The organism is Glutamicibacter sp. NPDC127525, from assembly GCF_042672105.1.
Taxonomy (GTDB): Bacteria; Actinomycetota; Actinomycetes; order Actinomycetales; family Micrococcaceae; genus Glutamicibacter.
Genome location: NZ_JBHXVN010000001.1, coordinates 485,047 through 503,165, shown reverse-complemented (window position 1 = coordinate 503,165; position 18,119 = coordinate 485,047). Strand labels below are relative to the sequence as shown.

Here is an 18,119-nt window from a genome sequence, read left to right as displayed (position 1 = left end):
GATGACCACCACACTATTGCGCATCGCTACCGCCGGTTCGGTCGACGACGGCAAGTCCACTCTCGTGGGCCGCCTGCTCCATGACGCCAAGGCCATCCTCGCCGACTCGCTCGATGACCTGGCCCGTACCAGCGCCGAACGCGGCTTCGGCGGCAGCGCTGGAACCCTGGACCTCGCGCTGGTCACCGACGGGCTGCGCGCCGAACGCGAGCAGGGCATCACTATCGACGTGGCCTACCGCTACTTCTCCACCGACAAGCGGTCCTTCATCTTGGCCGATTGCCCCGGACACGTGCAGTACACCCGCAACACCGTCACCGGCGCGTCGACCGCAGACGCGGCGATCGTGCTGGTTGACGCGAGGCACGGCGTGCTGGAGCAGACCCGGCGCCACCTTGGCGTGCTCGCCTTGCTGCGGGTTCCGCAACTGGTCATCGCCGTGAACAAGATGGACCTGATCGACTGGGACGAAGCGGCCTTCAGCCAGATCGAGGCCGAAGTACTCGCGCTCGCCGGAGAACTCGGCCTGAAGTCAACCACCGTCATCCCGGTCTCCGCGCTTCAGGGAGATAACATAGTCGATCCTTCGGCTTCCGCGCACTGGTATGCCGGCCCGACCTTGCTCGGGCTGCTAGAGGACATCGAGCCGCGGCTCGGCGGGGGCACTGCCCGTCTGGATGTCCAGTACGTGATCCGCCCGCAGGGCGCCTTGGCTCCAGGCCTGGACCCGGACGCGTACCGCGACTACCGCGGATATGCCGGAACTCTGGTTGACGGCAGCTTGGCCGTGGGGGAGTCCGTGCAGGTGCTCTCCAACGGCCAGCCGGTGAGCAGCCGGATCAAGGCCATCAGCACCCCTGCTGGTACCGCGCACCGCGCCCAGGCCGGCGAAGCCATCGTTGTCGAGCTGGAGACCGACTTGGATATTGCCCGCGGCGACACCATCGTCGCCGGCGAACTGCCAACCGCGCACAGGGAGTTCCAGGCGAACATCTGCGTATTGGATCCAGTGAAGCTCACTAGCGGCCAACGGCTGTTGATCAAGCACGGTACCAAGGTCGCCGCAGCCAAGCTGTCAACCATCGACTACGTCATCAACGTGGCCGACTATTCGCAGCAGCCCGCCCACTCCTTGGAGCTCAACGACCTGGGCCGGATCACCTTGCGCAGCCAGGCAGCGTTGGCCATCGAGCAGTACGCCACCTCGCGCACTGGCGGAAGCTTCCTGCTAATCGATCCAGCTACGGGGCGCACCCTTGCGGCGGGGATCATCGAGGAAAATAATGAAGCAGCCTGATGTTGGCCAGCCAACAGGAAACCAAGGGCGGGTCCGGCTGACGGCTCATGGGCAGAAGACCGGCTTCCGAGGACGCTTCCTCGGGCTGGCGGCGGTCGGAGCATTGAGCGCAGTTGCTGTGGCGACGACGTTTCTTCCGGGACCAAATGAAGTACCAGCGCAGGCGGCGCATCACGGACCGGCAGATGAGCTGAAGATTGGCTATTTCGCCAACCTCACCCATGCTCCGGCCTTGATCGCCCAGTCCGAAGGTCTTCTCCAAGATCACCTTGAAGAAGACGGTACCAGTGTCCAAAGCCAGATATTCAACGCGGGACCGGCAGCCGTAGAAGCCTTGAACTCGGGGGCCATCGACGCCGCATATCTGGGGCCAAACCCGGCGTTGAACAGCTACCTGTCCAGCGATGGCGAGTCGTTGAACGTGGTGTCCGGCGTCGCCTACGGCGGAGCCAGCCTGGTTGTCGACAAGAAGATCACTAAGCCCGAGGAACTGGCCGGCAGCAATCTGGCCAGCCCGCAATTCGGCGGAACCCAGGATGTTGCCTTGCGCAGCTACCTGAAGGGCCTGGGCTTGAAACAGGACGCCACAGTGACCCCGAGCTCCAATGGAACCGTCGCACAGCTTTTCGGCCGCGGTGAAATTGACGGTGCTTGGCTTCCGGAGCCCTACGCTTCATTGCTAGTCGAGAAGAACGGGGGACACCGCTTGGTGAATGAAGCCGAGCTCTGGCCCGACGGCAAGTTCCCGACAACGGTTCTGGTGGTCTCCAAGGAATTCATGGCTCGCCATCCGCAAACCGTGCAGAAGCTGGTCGATGCAAATACCCAAGCCATCGATTGGCTCAATCATGCGGACGAAAAACAGAAGTTGGCGGCTGTGCAGAAAGCTTTGGTCGAAGCCAACGGAAGTTCCTTTGACGAATCAGTGATCGCTGAAGCCTTGAAGCAGGTGCACTTCAGCGAGGATCCCCTGCCTGAAACCTACCAGTCACTCGTGGACCACGCATTAGCCGTAGGAGTGGGGTCTGGCGGTAACGCAGACGGACTCGTGGATACGCGTTTTCTTGAACAGCAGGAGAAGTAATGGGAGTACGGCTGAATGAAGTTTCCCTGAGCTATCCAGGCACTGGCTTGGTCATAGATCGCCTCAGTGCAGAAATTGAAGACGGAGAGTTTATCGCTGTCTTGGGGGCCTCAGGCTGCGGCAAGTCGTCCTTGCTCAACATGATTGCTGGGTTACTGCCGCCCAGCTCCGGCTGGCTTGAAGTACCTGAAGACGGCGCGGCATTCATGTTCCAGGATGCCAACCTCCTGCCGTGGCTGACAGCCAGCGAGAACGTTGACCTGGCGCTCAAGCTCGCGGGGAAGCCAGCTCCGGAACGCCAGCAACGCGTCGAGGAACTGCTCAACCTCGTTCAGCTGGGGCATGCAAGCGGCAAGAAGCCGCATGAACTTTCTGGCGGCATGCGCCAACGCGTAGCTTTGGCCAGGGCTTTGGCTCAGGACCGCCAGGTTCTGTTGATGGATGAGCCATTTGCCGCCCTGGACGCCATCACGCGTGACATGCTCCATGAGCAGTTGCGGGCCTTGTGGAGGCAAACGGGCAAGACCATCATCTTCGTCACCCACAATGTGCGTGAGGCGATTCGCCTCTCCGGCCGCATTCTGGTGCTTTCTTCGCACCCCGGGCGCATCCTGGAGAATCGCCGGATCACCGGCGAACTCCGCAATAACCCGGCCCAGGCCGCCGCATTGGCCGATGAACTAACCACGATTCTCAGAAAGGAGCAGCGGAAACATGAGCTCACTGACAGAATCTCGAACTAGGTTCAAACCCGTGCGCGTTATCAAGCTACGCCCGAACAACCAGCTCGATTCATGGGTTGCCCCCTTGCTCACTGTGGTTGTGCTTCTGAGCCTGTGGCAAATTATTTCCTGGGCAAGCCCACTGCGTGAAGACCTTTTCCCCGGTCCACTGGCTGTCGCGGCTAAGCTTCCGCAACTGCTGGCAGATGGATCATTGGTTGCGGCCGTGGGCAATTCGTTGTTCCGCGCCGTGAGCGGATTTGCGATTGCCGTGATTATTTCCACCCCGCTGGCGTTGCTGCTGGCGCATCAGCCGCTGTTGCGCAAGGGGGTGGGGCCACTGGTATCGGCCATGCAGGTATTGCCCTCTATTGCGTGGGTTCCCGCAGCCATCATTCTTTTTGGCCTGAGCGATGCGACCATCTACACGGTTCTGCTGCTCGGCGCGATTCCATCCATCATCAATGGCCTGCTCGCCGGGATCGACATGATTCCAGCGCAGTACAAGTCCTTGTCCAAGGTGCTCGGTGCCTCCAAATGGGAGCATGTGCTGCACATTGAGCTGCCAGCTGCCATGCCAGGGTATGTAGCCGGACTGCGTCAGGGCTGGGCTTTCGCTTGGCGTTCGTTGATGGCTGCCGAATTGATTGCCGTGGGCGGTTCGCTGGCCCTAGGCGTCGGTTCACTGCTGCAACGGGGCCGCGATCTGGCAGACCTGCCATTGGTCATGCTGGTGATCTTGACCATCCTGCTGGTGGGTGTGCTGATCGAATTGGTATTTTTCGCTCCGATTGAACGCAAGCTGTTGCGCGATCGAGGAATGACCCGAACGGGAGAAAACAATGGCTAAAGGGCATATCACCCTGATTGGCGGTGGACCGGGGGATCCCGAGCTGATTACCATCGCCGGCTATAAGGCCCTGCTTGCCGCGGAAGTGGTTTTGGCCGACAAGCTGGGACCTACCGCGTTGCTGGCAGAACTTTCCGATGATGTGGTTGTCATCGATGTGGGCAAGTCACCAGGCTGCCACGTCAAAACCCAGGATGAAACCAATGAATTACTGGTCAAGTACGCTTTAGAAGGTAAGCGGGTAGTTCGCCTCAAAGGTGGCGACCCGTTTGTACTTGGACGCGGCGGCGAAGAACTGCTCCACGCCGCGAAATACGGGATCCCTACGCGTGTGATTCCCGGCATTACCAGTGCAGTCTCCGTGCCCATGGCCGCTGGCATTCCCGTCACGCACCGGGGAATTGCGGCCGGTTTTACCGTAGTCAGTGGACACAGCGAACTCGCGGACGTGCCGATCCGCTCCGATCACACCCTTGCGGTGCTGATGGGAGTATCGAATTTGCCACAAATTGTTGAGACATTGCTTACCCGTGGTTTACCGTCAAGTACACCGATTGCGATAGTTGAGCGAGGTTACTCACAGACGCAGCGCACAACTATCGGTACGCTAGAAGGGATAGTAAAGCGCGCCCGCAAGGCCGCAGTGGCGAATCCGGCCGTTATCGTTATTGGTGACGTCGTTCGGCTAGCCCCGGAAGCCTCCGACCAACTGGTAGACCTCCTGCCGCTAGAGAATGCCGATGCCACCGCGCCGGCCTCATTCGTTGACTAAGAAAGAGAAGTTGTTTGATGAGTGAAATTATCGTCCCTGAGCACCTCCATTCCCGGGCGCTGCGTGTTGCCATCGTTGGTGCCGGTCCGGCCGGCATCTACGCCGCTGACCTGCTCAACAAGAGCCAGCCGGTCGCATCGGGAGAACTGAAGCTGCACGTTGATCTCTTTGACGAGCTTCCTACGCCATTCGGTCTGATCCGTTACGGAGTTTCCCCGGATCACCCGCGTATCAAGGGCATCATCAACGCCCTGCACAAGGTGCTGGACAACGACTGGATCGACTTCTACGGCAACGTCGGCTTGGGCCGCGACATCTCGCTGGAAGACCTGCATACCCGTTACGACGCAGTGATCATCTCCACCGGCGCCCAGAAGGACGCTGACCTGAACATCCCAGGTGTCGATCTTGAAGGGTCCTTCGGCGGCGCCGACTTCGTGTCCTGGTATGACGCACACCCAGATGTTGACAAGAATTGGGACCTGTCCGCCAAGGAAGTTGCTGTCATCGGCAACGGCAACGTTGCCCTGGACGTGGCCCGCATCCTTTCCAAGCATGCTGACCAGCTGCTGGAAACCGAAATCCCTGAGCACATCTACGAGCAGCTGAATGACTCGGCCGTCACCGACGTGCATGTCTTCGGCCGCCGTGGCCCGGCCCAGGTGAAGTTCACCCCGCTGGAACTGCGCGAACTCTCGCACTCCAAGGACGTTGACATCGTCCTGTATCCAGAGGACTTCGAGTTCGACAAGGCTTCGGATGAAGCCATGAAGACCAATAACCAGACCAAGACCATGGTCTCCACCCTGACCAACTGGCTGATCGAGCAGGAAGAGCGTGAAGAAGCTCCAAGCGCCTCGCGCCGCCTGCACCTGCACTTCCTGCAGTCGCCAGTCGAGGTATTGGGCGAAGATGGCAAGGTCACCGGCTTGAAGGTGGAGCGCAACGAGCTCGACGGAAATGGCGGCGCACGCGGCACCGGCGAATTCGTCGAGTACCCGCTGCAGGCCATCTACCGTGCCGTCGGCTACTTCGGTTCGGCAGTCGACGACATTGAATACGACGGGGCCAAGGGCGTTTTGCCCAACGTGGAAGGCCGCGTGCTGAACGCGTCCGGCGCTCACGTTCCCGGCCTGTATGCCACTGGCTGGATCAAGCGTGGCCCGATTGGGCTGATTGGCCACACCAAGGGCGACGCCCTGGAGACCATTACCCACTTGCTTGAAGACCTCACTAAGCTGGCGCAGCCGGATTCTTCCCAGAAGATCTCGGAACTGCTCGAAAGCCGCGGCGTGAACTTCTCCAACTGGGATGGCTGGAAGAACTTGGACGCGCACGAGAAGGAACTGGGCGCCGCAGCCGGCACCGTTTCGACTCGCTTCGGCGAGATCACTCGCGACCGCGTCAAGGTCGTAGAGCGCGAAGCGATGATGGAATTCTCTTCGGCAAAAAAATTGGTTGAGAGCCTGTAAGTTTCACCCCGGGCTCTAGCAACTATGGGCGATGTCCCTCGGCAAATCATTGCTGGGGGACATCGCCCATTGCTGTACCTGGCGCGGGTGTCAGCGGAGTAGGGTGTTCCAGAGATAATCTTCGCCGACAACAGGGATGCAGTAGTCGCGTGCTTTCTTGGCTTTGCCGGAGAGCGAGTCAGGATCCGCGGCCACCAGCAAGGCTACTTTCTTGGTGATCGCGCGATGAGGGGTGAACCCTGCGGACGCAAGCTGAGCTTCAATCTCCGAACGCGGACGAGTCATATCGCCGGTGAGCACCACCATGGCGCCGAGATCGATCTGATGATTGCCCTGAGGCTCGCGGATGGGTTCGTGATCTTCGGAAGCCACCGGCGCCACCTTGGCTACCTCGATTAGCTGCGGCGGAAGTCCTAGCATTCCGATGACTTTCGCCAGATCGGCTATTTCGTCTTCGGTCAGTACGCCATCGGACCAAGCCGTTGCGACAAGCTGTTGGAAGTACAGTTCGTGCAATCTCAGCGCTTGGTGCTTATCCAAACCAATTTCAGTGGCGGCCTGGAGCAGCTGGGCTTCTTCATGGGCTGATACGTAGCGGTCCATCAAAGCTAAATCCAGTACGGCCAAGTAGTTCTCCTCCGTAGCCGTGCCCGAAAATTCCGGCAACCGGGTCGCAAGCTTTTCCAGAAAATGCCCGGCAGATTCAGCTCTGTACTGGGACCGCTTAACTGGAACGACGCGCGAGCGCGGCGTGGAATCAAACCACCGCCCTGTCGAGGCTAAACGCAGTCGTCCGTCCCATTCTGGTTCATCGGGATCCAGTTCCATGTAGCGCGAAAGCAATGTCGCTGTGGCCGTCGCATCTCCCACTGCGCTGTGAGCCTGTTGCAACTCGATGCCAAAGGAATCGCAGCAGTCTTGAAGCGAGCGGCCTGCGCCTTGCAGGTAGCGGTGGGACATTCGCATGGTGCACATTCCTTGCGCCAGGAAGGTCTCGGGCACCGGCAGGCCGCACTTGCGGAATTCAGCCTCAAGGAATCTGGAATCGAAGGAAAGGTTGTGTGCCACGAGCACTGTGCCCGATAGCCTCCAATGCAGTTCTTCTGCCAGGTCCTTGAAGCTGGGCGCATCGAGCACGTCGCGGCTCTGGATGCCATGGATTGATTGCTTGCCAAGATCGCGTTGCGGGTTGATCAGTGTTTCCCACGAGTCGACAATCGTGCCCTGCCGATTCATGGTGACTATCGCAATTTCGGCGATGCGGTCGTTCCCTCCGGGGAACAGGCCGGTGGTTTCGGTATCCACGATGGAAAAGAATTCGTCGCTCATGACCGCTCCTGGGAGAAAGATTGTTAGCTCAATCTATAGCAGCAGCGGATCATTTTATCCTTAGCCAAGTGGCCAATCTTGGGGTCCTGGCAGTGGGGGCCAGAAGCGCGAGCGAACTGGGCCCAGACGATCTTCGTCTGGGCCGAGTTTCAGTTCCGCTGTGGTACTTGGCTGGTCTAGCCGGCCAGCTCAACCTTTTGGGTTGGCTTCTGGGCGCCGACACTGCGGCGCAGCATGATGAACAGCAAGATCATGCCTGCGGTGATCGACATGTGGCCAAGACCCGCGATGCCCGAGATCATCTTGGACGACTCAACGCCTAGTACGGTCATGATGCCGTGGGTGAGCTGCATGCCCGCGGTTAGGATCACGCCCGCGTTGTAGGTGCCCATGAACCACGCGAAGAGCTTGCGGTGCTGGCTCAGGCCGAAGGCCTTTTCCAGAAGGAGCACCAGCAGCAAGATGATGAAGCCCAGCACCAGCAGGTGGGTGTGGACTACGGAGAGCTGGGTCCACTGGCCTTCAGCGAAGCCGTTCATCTTGGTGAATTCACGGTAGAAAAGACCGGAAGCTACACCGAGGACCATGTAGGCGAAGGAGAAATTCACGAGCTTACGCATTGATTTTGTTTTCTTTCTGAACGGTTGGTTCTGCAGTTGCTTCTGCAGCGGAGGAAGTTGTGCCGAAGAGTGGATGCTTGCCTGAGTCCAGGACTGCGAACAGCGCCGGGAGCAGCAGGGTGCGAACGACGAAGGTGTCCAGCAGGACGCCGAGTCCGACGATCAGGCCGAGCTGGCCTAATACCGTGAGCGGCAGTGTTGCCAGTGCCGCGAAGACACCTGCCAGCACGAGCCCGGCACTGGTGATCACCGAACCGGTGCGGCTTGCGGCCAGTACCACTGCGTCGCCCAGCGCCAGCACCTGCGAGTCTTGGCGAACTCGCTGGGTCAAGAAGATGGTGTAGTCCACGCCCAAGGCGACCAAGAAGACGAAGGCCAGCAGCGGCACCTGGACATCCAAGGCGTTGGCCTCGAAGACCACCGAGGAAACCAGGGAACCCAAGCCGACGGCGGCGGCCGCGCTGAGCAAATTCACCAGACCCAAGGCAAGTGCGGTTCGCCAGGAACGGGTCAGCCAGCCGAGCATCACGAAGCAGATGACCATGATCAGCGGGGCAATCACGAACAGGTCGCGCAGGTGCATCTGGTGCGAATCAAGCTGTTCGGCGCTCTGCCCGCCAATGAGCACCTGCCCGGTGCTGCCGGTTGCCGCAGCACCGCGCAGGTCCGCTATCAGGTCCTGCGCCATGGCCGAGCTGGGATCGACAGCCGAGATGACAGAGAACTGCTGCCATGGCGTGGTGCCGAGCTGGGAGGATTCGCCAACACGCTTGACGTTGTCGACTCCGGAGAATTCATCTCGCAGGACCTGGACATCGGTTCCCTGCGCCAACACGGTGATCGGCTGGGTTTCACCTGCGGGGAAGTGCTCAGCCAGGGTCTGCATGGCACTGGAAGACTCGGTGGCGGTACGGAACTGCTGGGTCTGGTCCAGGCCGATACGGGTGCCGGTCAACGCTCCAGCCAGCACCATGAGCAAGACCGCCAATGCTGCCAAGTTCAGGCCCGGACGGGTCATCACAGCACGAGCAGCACGTCCGAAGAAGTTTTCTTTCTTGCTTTCCTGTCCCGGACGGGGGACCAGCGGCCAGAACGCCTTGCGCCCGGCAAAGGCCAGGATCGGTGGCAGCGCAAAGAGCACGAAGAACGCAGCGATCAGCAAGCCAGCGGCGCAGACGATGCCCAGCCCGCGGGTATCTTCCATGACGGCCAGTCCCAAGGTCAGCAGGGCCAGCACTACGGTGAGGTTGGAGGTCAGGATCGCTTCGAAGCTGGCCGCCCACGCCTTGGACAGCGCCTGGCGGTGATCAGCATTCTTCTGCAGTTCATCGCGGTAACGGGAGATCAGCAGCAAGGCGTAGTTGGTACCGGCGCCGAAGACCAACACGCTGAGCACGCCGGAGTCGAAGTGCAGATTGAAGGCGTTGCCCAGCAGGTTCGCCACCAGGGAGGCGCTGCGATCGGCGAGGGCAACAACGACCAGCGGGATCAGCCAGAGTACCGGCGAACGGTAGGTGAGGATCAGCAAGACTGCCACGATGCCCACCGTGACGGCCAGCAGGGTGAAGTCCGCCCCGGCGAAGGCATTGGTGATATCTACTGCGAAGGCGGTAGAACCAGTGACCTGCACGGCCAGCCCCTGAATGGGATGGGCCTGGATCCAGTTGCGGACCTCATCCAGCTTCTGGCGGTCGGCCGTATCGGAGACCGTATCCCAGGTGAGCGGAACCATGGCTGCCTGCTGGTCTTCGCTGGCCATGGTGCGGCCGGCGGACACCTCCGCGTCGTGGGCTAGCGCCGCGGTCTGCTCATCAAGGGCAGCGGTGTCGGCATTGCTCAACGCATGGCCATCGGTGCGGTTGGCCACCAGCAAAGCCGAGCTCTGGGAATCGCTGGTGTTGGCATCCAGGATTTCGGCGACCTGTGCCGATTCGGAGCCTTCGACCAGGGAGCTGGCCGCACGGGTTGGGGCTTGGATGCTGCTCAGCGCACCAAAGAGAACGAGAACTACTGCAAAGATGCCGGCGGCCCAAATGCGGGCTCCGCGGCGGTTGGTCAGCGAATCGCCGATCCGGGGGATAACTGGAACTTTCATAGTTCCAGTTAACGAGATTTCGCAGGTCAGGCCATCGTGGAAAGGGGTGAATAAAACTTCAACCGAAAGGTTGAGACGCACCCCGGCGTGTCACCGGGATTCTGTTGATCAGCTACAGCAGTCCGTGGTCTTTGGCCTTGTTGATCGCGTCGGTACGCGTAGTTGCTTGGAGCTTGTCGAAAATGTGGACCAGGTGGGTTTTGACCGTCGCCTCCGAGACGAACAGGGCCTTGGCGATCTGCTTGTTGCCGGCACCGGTAGACAGTTGGACCAATACGTCCTTTTCGCGCTTGGTGAGCTCGATTTTGGGACGGCGCATGCCCTCGACAACGCGCTGGGTCATCTCCGGGGCCAGGACCATGTGCCCGGCGGAGGCTTGGCGGATGGATTCGACGATGGTCTGGGCACTGACATCCTTGAGCAGGTAGCCGGCAGCTCCAGCTTCGATGCAAGTGAGCAGCTCTGAGTCCTTGTCGAAGGTGGTCAGGATCAGCACATAAGGCGGTTTGGCCAGTTGGCGGATCGCCGCGGTGGTTTGTGCGCCATTCATCCCGGCACCCAAGCGCAAGTCGCAGAGCACCACATCGACGGTGCTGGCCTTGACGAATTCCACCGCTTCCTCGCCGCTGGAAACCTCGCCAATGACAACGATGTCGTCGTAGTTCTCGAACAGCGCGCGCAGGCCGGTCCGCACGATGGGGTGGTCGTCGACCAGCAGGATCCGGATCATGAGTTGTCCTTTGCTAAGCGAAGCGGAAGGTGGGCGCACAGGGCGGTGCCTTCACCGGGTGAGCTCTCGACATCCAAACCGCCGCCGAGTTCGCGCAGGCGCTGGTTCATTGCGGTCAGGCCGAAGCCTCCGGTGTGCGTACTGGTTTGCACGCGACCAGTATTGGGAACGAAGCCGATGCCGTCATCGACAATATCCAAACGTACCTCGTCGCCGCTGGACCCCAGGCTGAGCGCCACCGTGGAGGCCTGGGCATGGCGCAGCACGTTGGACAGGGCGGATTGGGTGGTGCGCAGCAGCGCGATCTGCACATTCGGATCCAAAGTGGGCAGCCCCGGTTCGATATCCAATCGGGTCTCCAACTTCGAATCGGCCTTGAAATTCTCCAAGACGCGGCCCAAGGCTCCGGCGAGCGCCTGGGAATCGAGTTCTGCCGGAGCCAGGGCGGCGATGATGCGACGCAAATCGGTCAGCGCCTGCCCGGAAAGCTCATCGATGCGGCTCAGGGCCGCCGAGGCAGCTTCGGGATCCCTGGACGCTTCGGCCGCCTTGGCATGCAATCCGATGGAGGAGAGCTGCTGGGCGACGGTGTCGTGGATTTCGCGGGCCAGACGGGTGCGTTCGGTGGCGATGCCAGCCTCATGCTGGGAGCGGGCCAATTCTCCTTGCAGGTCTGCCATTTCCTGCTGGGCTCGCACCAGGGAATCCACCAGGGAAGTACGTGCTTCCGCGTCGCGTTCCATCTGCAGGTATCCGCGGGAGATGCCCCAGGCGAATAGCCCGCCAACCAAGGGGCCGGCAATGGCGGCAATGCTGAGCTCGGCATTGTGCAGGTAGGGAGCGAGCAAAGTAAAGGCGTAGACGACCACTGACCACAATATTGAGGGAAGAAATGGCAGCTGGTGGCCCAGGAGAAGCCAAAGGCTGAAGGCCAACCACATGAATTCAGCGGAAACGAAGAGGCTTGCAATCCAGATCCCTAGCAGCAGCGCCAACCACCACGCGGGCTTGGCGAAGACTCCTTTCTTGGCACGGGAAACGAAGCCGAGGCTGTACCAAGTGGCGAAGAGTACCGAGACGAGGATCGCGGGCAGGACATTTCCTTGCGCTGAAATCTGTCGCAGCAACGCGATGGCAAGCAGGATTGCCGTCACCAGGTGCTGCCCCCAGCGCAGCACCACTGGCGAGGCCAACGAGTGCTGCTGATTCTGGGTGTCCAACCACTGCGGCTCGGAAGTACTCATGAATGCCAGCCTACTAAAGGCTGCTGCCGGTTATTGATCGGCAAGTATTACCAGTTGAGCTGTCGCTCTGGTCATGGCCACGTATCTGCGCACGGCTCCGCTTAATCCGGTGCCGAAGGAGCGTGGCTGGCAGACGAGCACCAGATCGAATTCCAGGCCCTTGGCGTTCTCTGGCGAAAGAAAGCGGACCCTGCCAGAGTTGTGGAAGCCAGAGGCCCCGATAACTGCCGCCGTGCCCTCGGCATTTTCGCCTAGCCAATCATCGAGTATTAATTCCAGTTCGGTCAGGCGGGCATAACGCACCGGTGCACCATCCGTGCGCAATGATCGCGGCACGTTCGCCTCGGGCATCTGTGCCTGGATCTGTTCTGCGGCTGCTTCCATGATCTGTGCCGTGCTGCGGTAGTTGACCCGCAAGCGGGATACGGAGATGCCGCGAATGCCAATCCTGGCCAAACGCTGTTCCCATGTCGTGTTGAAGCCGTGAACGGCCTGGGCCCTATCGCCCACAATCGTCAGGCTCCCTGATGGGCAACGGCGTTGGATCATTGCCCATTGCGCATCGGTCAGGTCCTGGGCTTCATCGATGATGACATGCGAAAAGGGTCCGTCGTAATTGAGCGAGGCCAAATTGTTCTCCGGAGCTCCGGCGAGAAGCTGCTCCTGGAGATCGTGGTGGATGAGCTGGGATGCCAGATCCTCGTTGTCGTCAACCGAGTCCATCAGATCATCAACGACGTTTTTCCATCGAGTACGCTCGGCGTGCACTCTGAACTGTTCATCACGACGTTTCGCTTCGCTGTGCGGGTCGCCAATGAGAAAGCGCGCAAGGTCAATCAGCGGAATATCCGACGTGGTCCATCGGCCAGAAGCCGAACTTGCCAGTAGCTTTTCGATCTCTTCGTTGCCAAGGTCTCTGCCGCTGTAGCGGAGCAGCTCCGGGGTTGAATAGAGCGCCCGCAGCAGCTTGCATGGATCCAGGACAGGCCAGTGCTCATCGAGCAACCCATTCAGTGCTGGATTTCTCTCCCACTCCGAGCGCGGCAGTGGCTTCGTGTCTTCGCCAATGAGGGCTTGGGGGAGCAATTGATCAATGAGGGCATCACGCAATTCGATGCGTGCTTCATTGTGCGGCGTTGCTTCGCCAATCATGGTGACCGCAGTGCGCCACAGCTGCGTTGTCAGAGTGGCTTGAGCTTCCCCAAAGTCGATTTGAAGGTCAGCCGAGGGGGCTCTTCAAAGACCTGCACGGCCCTCTTGACTGCATCCAGCATTGCCAGGCTGGATTTAATGCGGTGGACTCCGTGATCCGGTTCCGAGGGCAAATCATCGCCAATCGAAACTATGTTCGAAAGTGTTGAAATGAGCACCTCGTCCTCGCCGAGATTCGGAAGAATGTCAGCGACATAGGAGCTATAGGCCTCGTGCGGGCTTACCACCAAAACCTTGCCACCCTGGCGTTGAAGCCGTGGGTCCGCATGCAGCAAATAGGCGGCTCGATGCAGGGCGACCACCGTCTTGCCGGTACCCGGCCCTCCGTCAACTACCAGCGCGCCTTGCGAGCTTCTCCGGATGATCGCGTCCTGGTCCGACTGGATGGTTGCGAGCACGTCCTGCATTTTTGGTGAACGCTTGCTGCCAAGGGAAGCGAGAAATGAAGAGTGGTCATCCAGGCGGGCATGGGAAGCCAGCTGGGAGGAATCAAACACTTCATCCCATTAGTCGCAGATGCGTTGCCGGCGCCAACGGTAGCGGCGTCTCATGGCCAACCCATGGTCCTTCTCATGGGTAGCGGCGAAGAATGGTTCTGCTGCAGGGGCTCGCCAATCAAGCAGCAGTTGCTTGCCCTGGTCGTCGCTCAAGCCACTGCGGCCAATGTAGAGGCGCTCGCCGGTCCCGGCTGTTTCCATGAAGCCCAAGCAGGCGTAGGGACCCATGCGGTCCAGCTGGCGCAGCCGCTGGGCTAATTCGCTGAGTTCAACATCGCGTTCAAGGGATTGCTGCAGCACGCCGGCCTGGTCTTGTCCTCGTCGGGCGATGCGCTCCAAAATTTCGGATCGAAGCTGCCCAACCCGGTTGGCAATTTCGCAGAGCCGTTGCTGGTCCTCGCCAATCTCGGCCGAGTTCTCCGGTACTGGACTGTGTTCGATGGCATCGAAATAGCTGGTGTTTGCGATTTTGGCAGGCACGCGGGCTCCTTGGTCTAGCTAGTTCTCGTGGGGAAGATATTGATTATGGACCCTCTGCGGGGCCTTGCGGCAAGGCCCCCTGGGCGCGCTATCCTGAAAATGCAGGGAATGGCGTTTTCGGTTTTCCAGCTGCGTACTGTGAGCCTGCGCTCACTTGCATTTCGAAGGCTGCCGGGAATTTTCAGCTGGGGCATCACGCGGTAGGATATAAGGACTGCGACTTTGATCCGGCTATCACCGGTGAGTCTTCGGAAGAACCGCGAGCATCATGAACGCCAAGTAGAACCGAACGGGACCAGCCCGTCACAGCTGAAGATAAGCGATTCCCCATCATTGCGGCGGGGGATAAGCGGGGTGGTACCGCGGCATTCGTGCCGTCCTCGTAGGCAAGGATTTATCGACCCTACGCTTGAAGGACGGCCCATTCGATGAGCTTCTACCCGAAGGTCACTACAGACCCAACCGGTTCGACCCCGGCTTCACCGCGATTCCCAGATCTTGAGAAGCGCGTCCTCGAATACTGGAAGAACGACGACACTTTCCAGGCCTCCATTGACCAGCGCGAGGGCGAAGAATTCGTCTTCTACGATGGCCCTCCCTTCGCTAACGGCCTGCCGCACTACGGCCACCTGCTCACCGGCTACGTCAAGGACCTGGTAGCGCGCTACCAGACCCAGCGCGGCAAGCGCGTGGAGCGCCGCTTCGGCTGGGACACCCACGGCCTGCCAGCCGAGCTGGAAGCCATGAAGCAGCTGGGCATGACCGACAAGAAGCAGATCGAAGCCATGGGCATCGACAAGTTCAACGACGCCTGCCGCACCTCGGTGATGAAGTATGCCGATGAGTGGAAGCAGTACGTGAACCGCCAGGCTCGCTGGGTCGACTTCGAAAACGACTACAAGACCCTGAACGTCGAGTTCATGGAATCGGTCATCTGGGCTTTCAAGCAGCTTTCGGACAAGGATCTGACCTACAAGGGCTTCCGCGTGCTTCCGTACTGCTGGAAGGACGAGACCCCGCTGTCCAACCACGAGCTGCGCATGGACGACGACGTCTACAAGAACCGCCAGGACCAGACCGTCACCGTGGGCTTCACCATCCTTGCCGGTGAAACCGAAGCCTCCAAGGCACTTGCCGGCGTGCAGGCCCTGGCGTGGACCACCACCCCGTGGACCCTGCCAACCAACGCCGCACTGGCCGTGCACCCGGCGATCGACTACGTCGTGGTTCCTGCAGGCGAGGCCGGCGTGAAGGCTTCGGCCGCCGCCGGGCCATTCCTGCTGGCCCGCGACCTGCTGGGCTCCTACGCCAAGGACCTGGGCTACAAGGATGCCAAGGAAGCCGCTGCGGCCATCACCTCCAGCTACACCGGTGAGCAGCTTGCCGGCGTGCGCTACCAGCCGCTGTGGGACACGTACACCGACACCGAGAAGTACGGCACCGAAAACGCCTGGCAGATTCTCACCGCCGACTACGTCACTGTGGCCGACGGCACCGGCATCGTGCACCAGGCTCCGGCCTACGGCGAGGATGACCAGAAGGTCTGCGAAGAGCACGGCATCCCGGTGATCCTCTCGGTAGACGAGGGCGCCAAGTTCCTTCCTGTCTTCGGCAACGGCCCGCTGGCCGAGATCGCCGGTGTGCAGGTCTTCGACGCCAACAAGAGCATCACCAATGTGCTCAAGGACGAGGCCAAGCTGGTCAAGCAGGCCTCCTACGAGCACTCCTACCCGCATTGCTGGCGCTGCCGCACCCCGCTGATCTACCGCGCGATCTCCTCGTGGTACGTCGAGGTCTCCAAGTTCAAGGACCGCATGGTCGAGCTGAACGAGCAGATCAACTGGATCCCGGGCAATGTCAAGCACGGCCAGTTCGGCAAGTGGCTGGAAAACGCCCGCGACTGGTCCATCTCGCGCAACCGCTACTGGGGTTCGCCGATCCCGGTGTGGGAATGCACCGGTGCCGAATGCGAGCACCGCGAAGTCTTCGGCTCGCTGCAGGAAATGCAGGACTTCTTCGGCCGCATGCCGGTCAACCACGAAGGCCAGCCTGACCTGCACCGCCCATTCATCGACGAGCTGACCAAGGCCCATGAGGGCTGCGCCGAATCCGGCACCCTCAAGCGCGTGGAAGACGTGCTCGATGTCTGGTTCGACTCCGGCTCGATGCCGTACGCCCAGGTGCACTACCCGTTCAACAACCAGGAATGGTTCGATTCCGGCCACCACCCGGCGGACTTCATCGTCGAGTACATCGGACAGACCCGCGGCTGGTTCTACACCATGCACGTGCTCTCCACCGCGCTCTTCGACCGCCCGGCCTACACCAACGTAATCTCCCACGGCATCGTGCTGGGCTCGGACGGGCAGAAGATGTCCAAGTCCCTGCGCAACTACCCGGATGTCACCGAGGTCCTGGACCGCGACGGCTCCGATGCCATGCGCTGGTTCCTGATGGCCTCGCCGATCCTGCGCGGCGGCAACCTGGTCGTGACCGAACAGGGCATCCGCGATGGCGTGCGCCAGGTGCTGCTGCCGCTGTGGAACGTCTGGCACTTCTTCAACCTCTACACCAACTCCGCCAACAACGGGGCCGGCTACGAGGCCAAGCGCTCGATGGACTCCACCGACCCGCTGGACCAGTACATGCTGGCCGCCACGGGCCAGCTGGTGCGCGAAGTCACCGAGGCACTGGATTCCTACGAGGTCTCCGATGCTACCGAGGCCGTGCGCCAGTACATGGACACCCTGACCAACTGGTACGTGCGCCGTAGCCGCCAGCGTTTCTTCGATGAAGACACCCAGGCCTTCGACACCCTGTACACCGCGCTGGAAACCCTGGTGAAGGTCACTGCTTCGCTGCTGCCGCTGGCCAGCGAAGAGATCTTCCGCGGGCTGACCGGCGAACGTTCGGTGCACCTGGAGGACTGGCCAGAAGCCAGCGAATTCCCAACCGACGCCGCGTTGCTGGAAACCATGGAAACCACCCGCAAGATCTGCTCCGTGGGCTCCTCGCTGCGCAAGGCCAAGAACCTGCGCGTGCGCCTGCCGCTGGCCGAGCTGAAGGTCGTGCTCACCGGCGCTGCCCGCCTGGAAGGCACCTACGCGTCGATCATCAAGGACGAGCTGAACCTGAAGGCCGTCACCTTGATCGATGCCGAAGGCGTCGACGCCGCCAGCTACGGCATCAGCCAGCAGCTGGTAGTGAACGCCCGTGCGGCCGGTCCGCGCCTGGGCAAGAACGTGCAGCAGGCGATCAAGGGCGCCAAGTCCGGGGACTGGTCGGTCACCGACGGGGTGGTCACCGCGGGAGGACTGGAACTGGCCGAAGGCGAGTACACCCTGGACACCGTGGTGGATGCAGCAGGCGAAATTGCCGCGGCAGTCATCGACGGCGGCTTCCTGGTGCTGGATACCGAGGTCACCGAGGCACTGGCTGCCGAGGGCACCGCACGCGACATGATCCGCTCCATCCAGTCCGCCCGCAAGGACGCGGACCTGCAGGTATCGGATCGCATCCACACCGTGGTCACCGCCAACACGGCCGCCATAGCGGCACTGGAAGCGAACCGCGAGCTGGTGGCAGGTGAAACCCTGACCGCGCAGCTGGAACTTGTCGCCGATGATTCGGTAGATGGCGAGCAGGTCACCGTGGCCAAGCTGGATTCTGGCAAAGTCGAGGCCAACTAGTGAGCGAATTGGACCGCGTCTACGCG

The 18,119-nt window shown here is 60.8% G+C and carries 15 protein-coding genes; 7 read left to right on the top strand and 8 right to left on the bottom strand.

The features are described 5' to 3' along the window. Position 1: 1 nt before the first annotated feature. The 6 genes from ACFVHU_RS02295 to ACFVHU_RS02270 are packed head-to-tail and all read left to right on the top strand — an operon-like array spanning position 2 to position 6,197. On the top strand, positions 2-1,297 hold the full coding sequence (locus ACFVHU_RS02295; RefSeq protein ID WP_105658473.1) for a sulfate adenylyltransferase subunit 1: 1,296 nt from the start codon (positions 2-4) through the stop codon (positions 1,295-1,297). Further along, positions 1,284-2,381, top strand: a complete 1,098-nt coding sequence (locus ACFVHU_RS02290; RefSeq protein ID WP_388022215.1) for an ABC transporter substrate-binding protein — start codon at positions 1,284-1,286, stop codon at positions 2,379-2,381. The genes ACFVHU_RS02295 and ACFVHU_RS02290 overlap by 14 nt, the downstream gene beginning before the upstream one ends. Continuing rightward, a complete protein-coding gene (locus ACFVHU_RS02285) occupies positions 2,381-3,124 on the top strand; it encodes an ABC transporter ATP-binding protein (protein ID WP_388022213.1) in 744 nt (247 codons plus the stop codon). The genes ACFVHU_RS02290 and ACFVHU_RS02285 overlap by 1 nt, the downstream gene beginning before the upstream one ends. Beyond that, positions 3,096-3,953, top strand: coding sequence for an ABC transporter permease (locus ACFVHU_RS02280; protein ID WP_105658476.1), 858 nt, complete (start codon positions 3,096-3,098; stop codon positions 3,951-3,953). Before ACFVHU_RS02285 ends, ACFVHU_RS02280 begins: the two co-directional genes overlap by 29 nt. After that, a complete protein-coding gene (cobA, locus tag ACFVHU_RS02275) occupies positions 3,946-4,725 on the top strand; it encodes a uroporphyrinogen-III C-methyltransferase (protein WP_105661435.1) in 780 nt (259 codons plus the stop codon). The genes ACFVHU_RS02280 and cobA overlap by 8 nt, the downstream gene beginning before the upstream one ends. Positions 4,726-4,742: 17 nt before the next feature. After that, entirely contained in the window at positions 4,743-6,197 is a 1,455-nt protein-coding gene (locus ACFVHU_RS02270) for an FAD-dependent oxidoreductase (protein WP_332594712.1), read from the top strand. Positions 6,198-6,287: 90 nt separating this feature from the next. Here ACFVHU_RS02270 and ACFVHU_RS02265 read toward each other — a convergent pair whose 3' ends face one another. The 8 genes from ACFVHU_RS02265 to ACFVHU_RS02230 form a co-directional block, all read right to left on the bottom strand. Further along, the gene (locus ACFVHU_RS02265; protein ID WP_388022210.1) at positions 6,288-7,526 is read right to left on the bottom strand and encodes an exonuclease domain-containing protein; all 1,239 of its coding nucleotides are present in this window, start codon (positions 7,524-7,526) and stop codon (positions 6,288-6,290) included. A 176-nt stretch (positions 7,527-7,702) separates the two neighbouring features. Continuing rightward, positions 7,703-8,146 (bottom strand): DUF2871 domain-containing protein, encoded by a 444-nt coding sequence (locus ACFVHU_RS02260; RefSeq protein WP_388022208.1) that lies wholly within the window; start codon positions 8,144-8,146, stop codon positions 7,703-7,705. Continuing rightward, on the bottom strand, positions 8,139-10,241 hold the full coding sequence (locus ACFVHU_RS02255; RefSeq protein ID WP_388022206.1) for an MMPL family transporter: 2,103 nt from the start codon (positions 10,239-10,241) through the stop codon (positions 8,139-8,141). Before ACFVHU_RS02255 ends, ACFVHU_RS02260 begins: the two co-directional genes overlap by 8 nt. A gap of 112 nt (positions 10,242-10,353) precedes the next feature. Then, on the bottom strand, positions 10,354-10,971 hold the full coding sequence (locus ACFVHU_RS02250) for a response regulator (RefSeq protein WP_388022204.1): 618 nt from the start codon (positions 10,969-10,971) through the stop codon (positions 10,354-10,356). Beyond that, the gene (locus tag ACFVHU_RS02245) at positions 10,968-12,215 is read right to left on the bottom strand and encodes a sensor histidine kinase (protein ID WP_388022202.1); all 1,248 of its coding nucleotides are present in this window, start codon (positions 12,213-12,215) and stop codon (positions 10,968-10,970) included. Before ACFVHU_RS02245 ends, ACFVHU_RS02250 begins: the two co-directional genes overlap by 4 nt. Before the next feature lie 30 nt (positions 12,216-12,245). Next, the gene (locus tag ACFVHU_RS02240) at positions 12,246-13,367 is read right to left on the bottom strand and encodes a UvrD-helicase domain-containing protein (protein ID WP_332498956.1); all 1,122 of its coding nucleotides are present in this window, start codon (positions 13,365-13,367) and stop codon (positions 12,246-12,248) included. Positions 13,368-13,396: 29 nt separating this feature from the next. Next, on the bottom strand, positions 13,397-13,924 hold the full coding sequence (locus ACFVHU_RS02235) for a hypothetical protein (RefSeq protein WP_332728608.1): 528 nt from the start codon (positions 13,922-13,924) through the stop codon (positions 13,397-13,399). A 9-nt stretch (positions 13,925-13,933) separates the two neighbouring features. Beyond that, positions 13,934-14,404, bottom strand: coding sequence for a hypothetical protein (locus ACFVHU_RS02230; RefSeq protein WP_388022200.1), 471 nt, complete (start codon positions 14,402-14,404; stop codon positions 13,934-13,936). 428 nt (positions 14,405-14,832) lie between these two features. On the opposite strand from ACFVHU_RS02230, the gene ileS reads away from it, so the two are divergent. Then, positions 14,833-18,093, top strand: a complete 3,261-nt coding sequence (ileS, locus tag ACFVHU_RS02225) for an isoleucine--tRNA ligase (protein ID WP_332498953.1) — start codon at positions 14,833-14,835, stop codon at positions 18,091-18,093. Positions 18,094-18,119: the final 26 nt, after the last annotated feature.

What these genes read in the sequence shown, in the direction of transcription:
- ACFVHU_RS02295 (WP_105658473.1), top strand. Translation starts at nt 2, where the DNA reads ATGACCACCACACTATTGCGCATCGCTACCGCCGGTTCGGTCGACGAC.
- ACFVHU_RS02290 (WP_388022215.1), top strand. Translation starts at nt 1,284, where the DNA reads ATGAAGCAGCCTGATGTTGGCCAGCCAACAGGAAACCAAGGGCGGGTC.
- ACFVHU_RS02285 (WP_388022213.1), top strand. Translation starts at nt 2,381, where the DNA reads ATGGGAGTACGGCTGAATGAAGTTTCCCTGAGCTATCCAGGCACTGGC.
- ACFVHU_RS02280 (WP_105658476.1), top strand. Translation starts at nt 3,096, where the DNA reads ATGAGCTCACTGACAGAATCTCGAACTAGGTTCAAACCCGTGCGCGTT.
- cobA (WP_105661435.1), top strand. Translation starts at nt 3,946, where the DNA reads ATGGCTAAAGGGCATATCACCCTGATTGGCGGTGGACCGGGGGATCCC.
- ACFVHU_RS02270 (WP_332594712.1), top strand. Translation starts at nt 4,743, where the DNA reads ATGAGTGAAATTATCGTCCCTGAGCACCTCCATTCCCGGGCGCTGCGT.
- ACFVHU_RS02265 (WP_388022210.1), bottom strand. Translation starts at nt 7,526, where the DNA reads ATGAGCGACGAATTCTTTTCCATCGTGGATACCGAAACCACCGGCCTG.
- ACFVHU_RS02260 (WP_388022208.1), bottom strand. Translation starts at nt 8,146, where the DNA reads ATGCGTAAGCTCGTGAATTTCTCCTTCGCCTACATGGTCCTCGGTGTA.
- ACFVHU_RS02255 (WP_388022206.1), bottom strand. Translation starts at nt 10,241, where the DNA reads ATGAAAGTTCCAGTTATCCCCCGGATCGGCGATTCGCTGACCAACCGC.
- ACFVHU_RS02250 (WP_388022204.1), bottom strand. Translation starts at nt 10,971, where the DNA reads ATGATCCGGATCCTGCTGGTCGACGACCACCCCATCGTGCGGACCGGC.
- ACFVHU_RS02245 (WP_388022202.1), bottom strand. Translation starts at nt 12,215, where the DNA reads ATGAGTACTTCCGAGCCGCAGTGGTTGGACACCCAGAATCAGCAGCAC.
- ACFVHU_RS02240 (WP_332498956.1), bottom strand. Translation starts at nt 13,367, where the DNA reads ATGATTGGCGAAGCAACGCCGCACAATGAAGCACGCATCGAATTGCGT.
- ileS (WP_332498953.1), top strand. Translation starts at nt 14,833, where the DNA reads ATGAGCTTCTACCCGAAGGTCACTACAGACCCAACCGGTTCGACCCCG.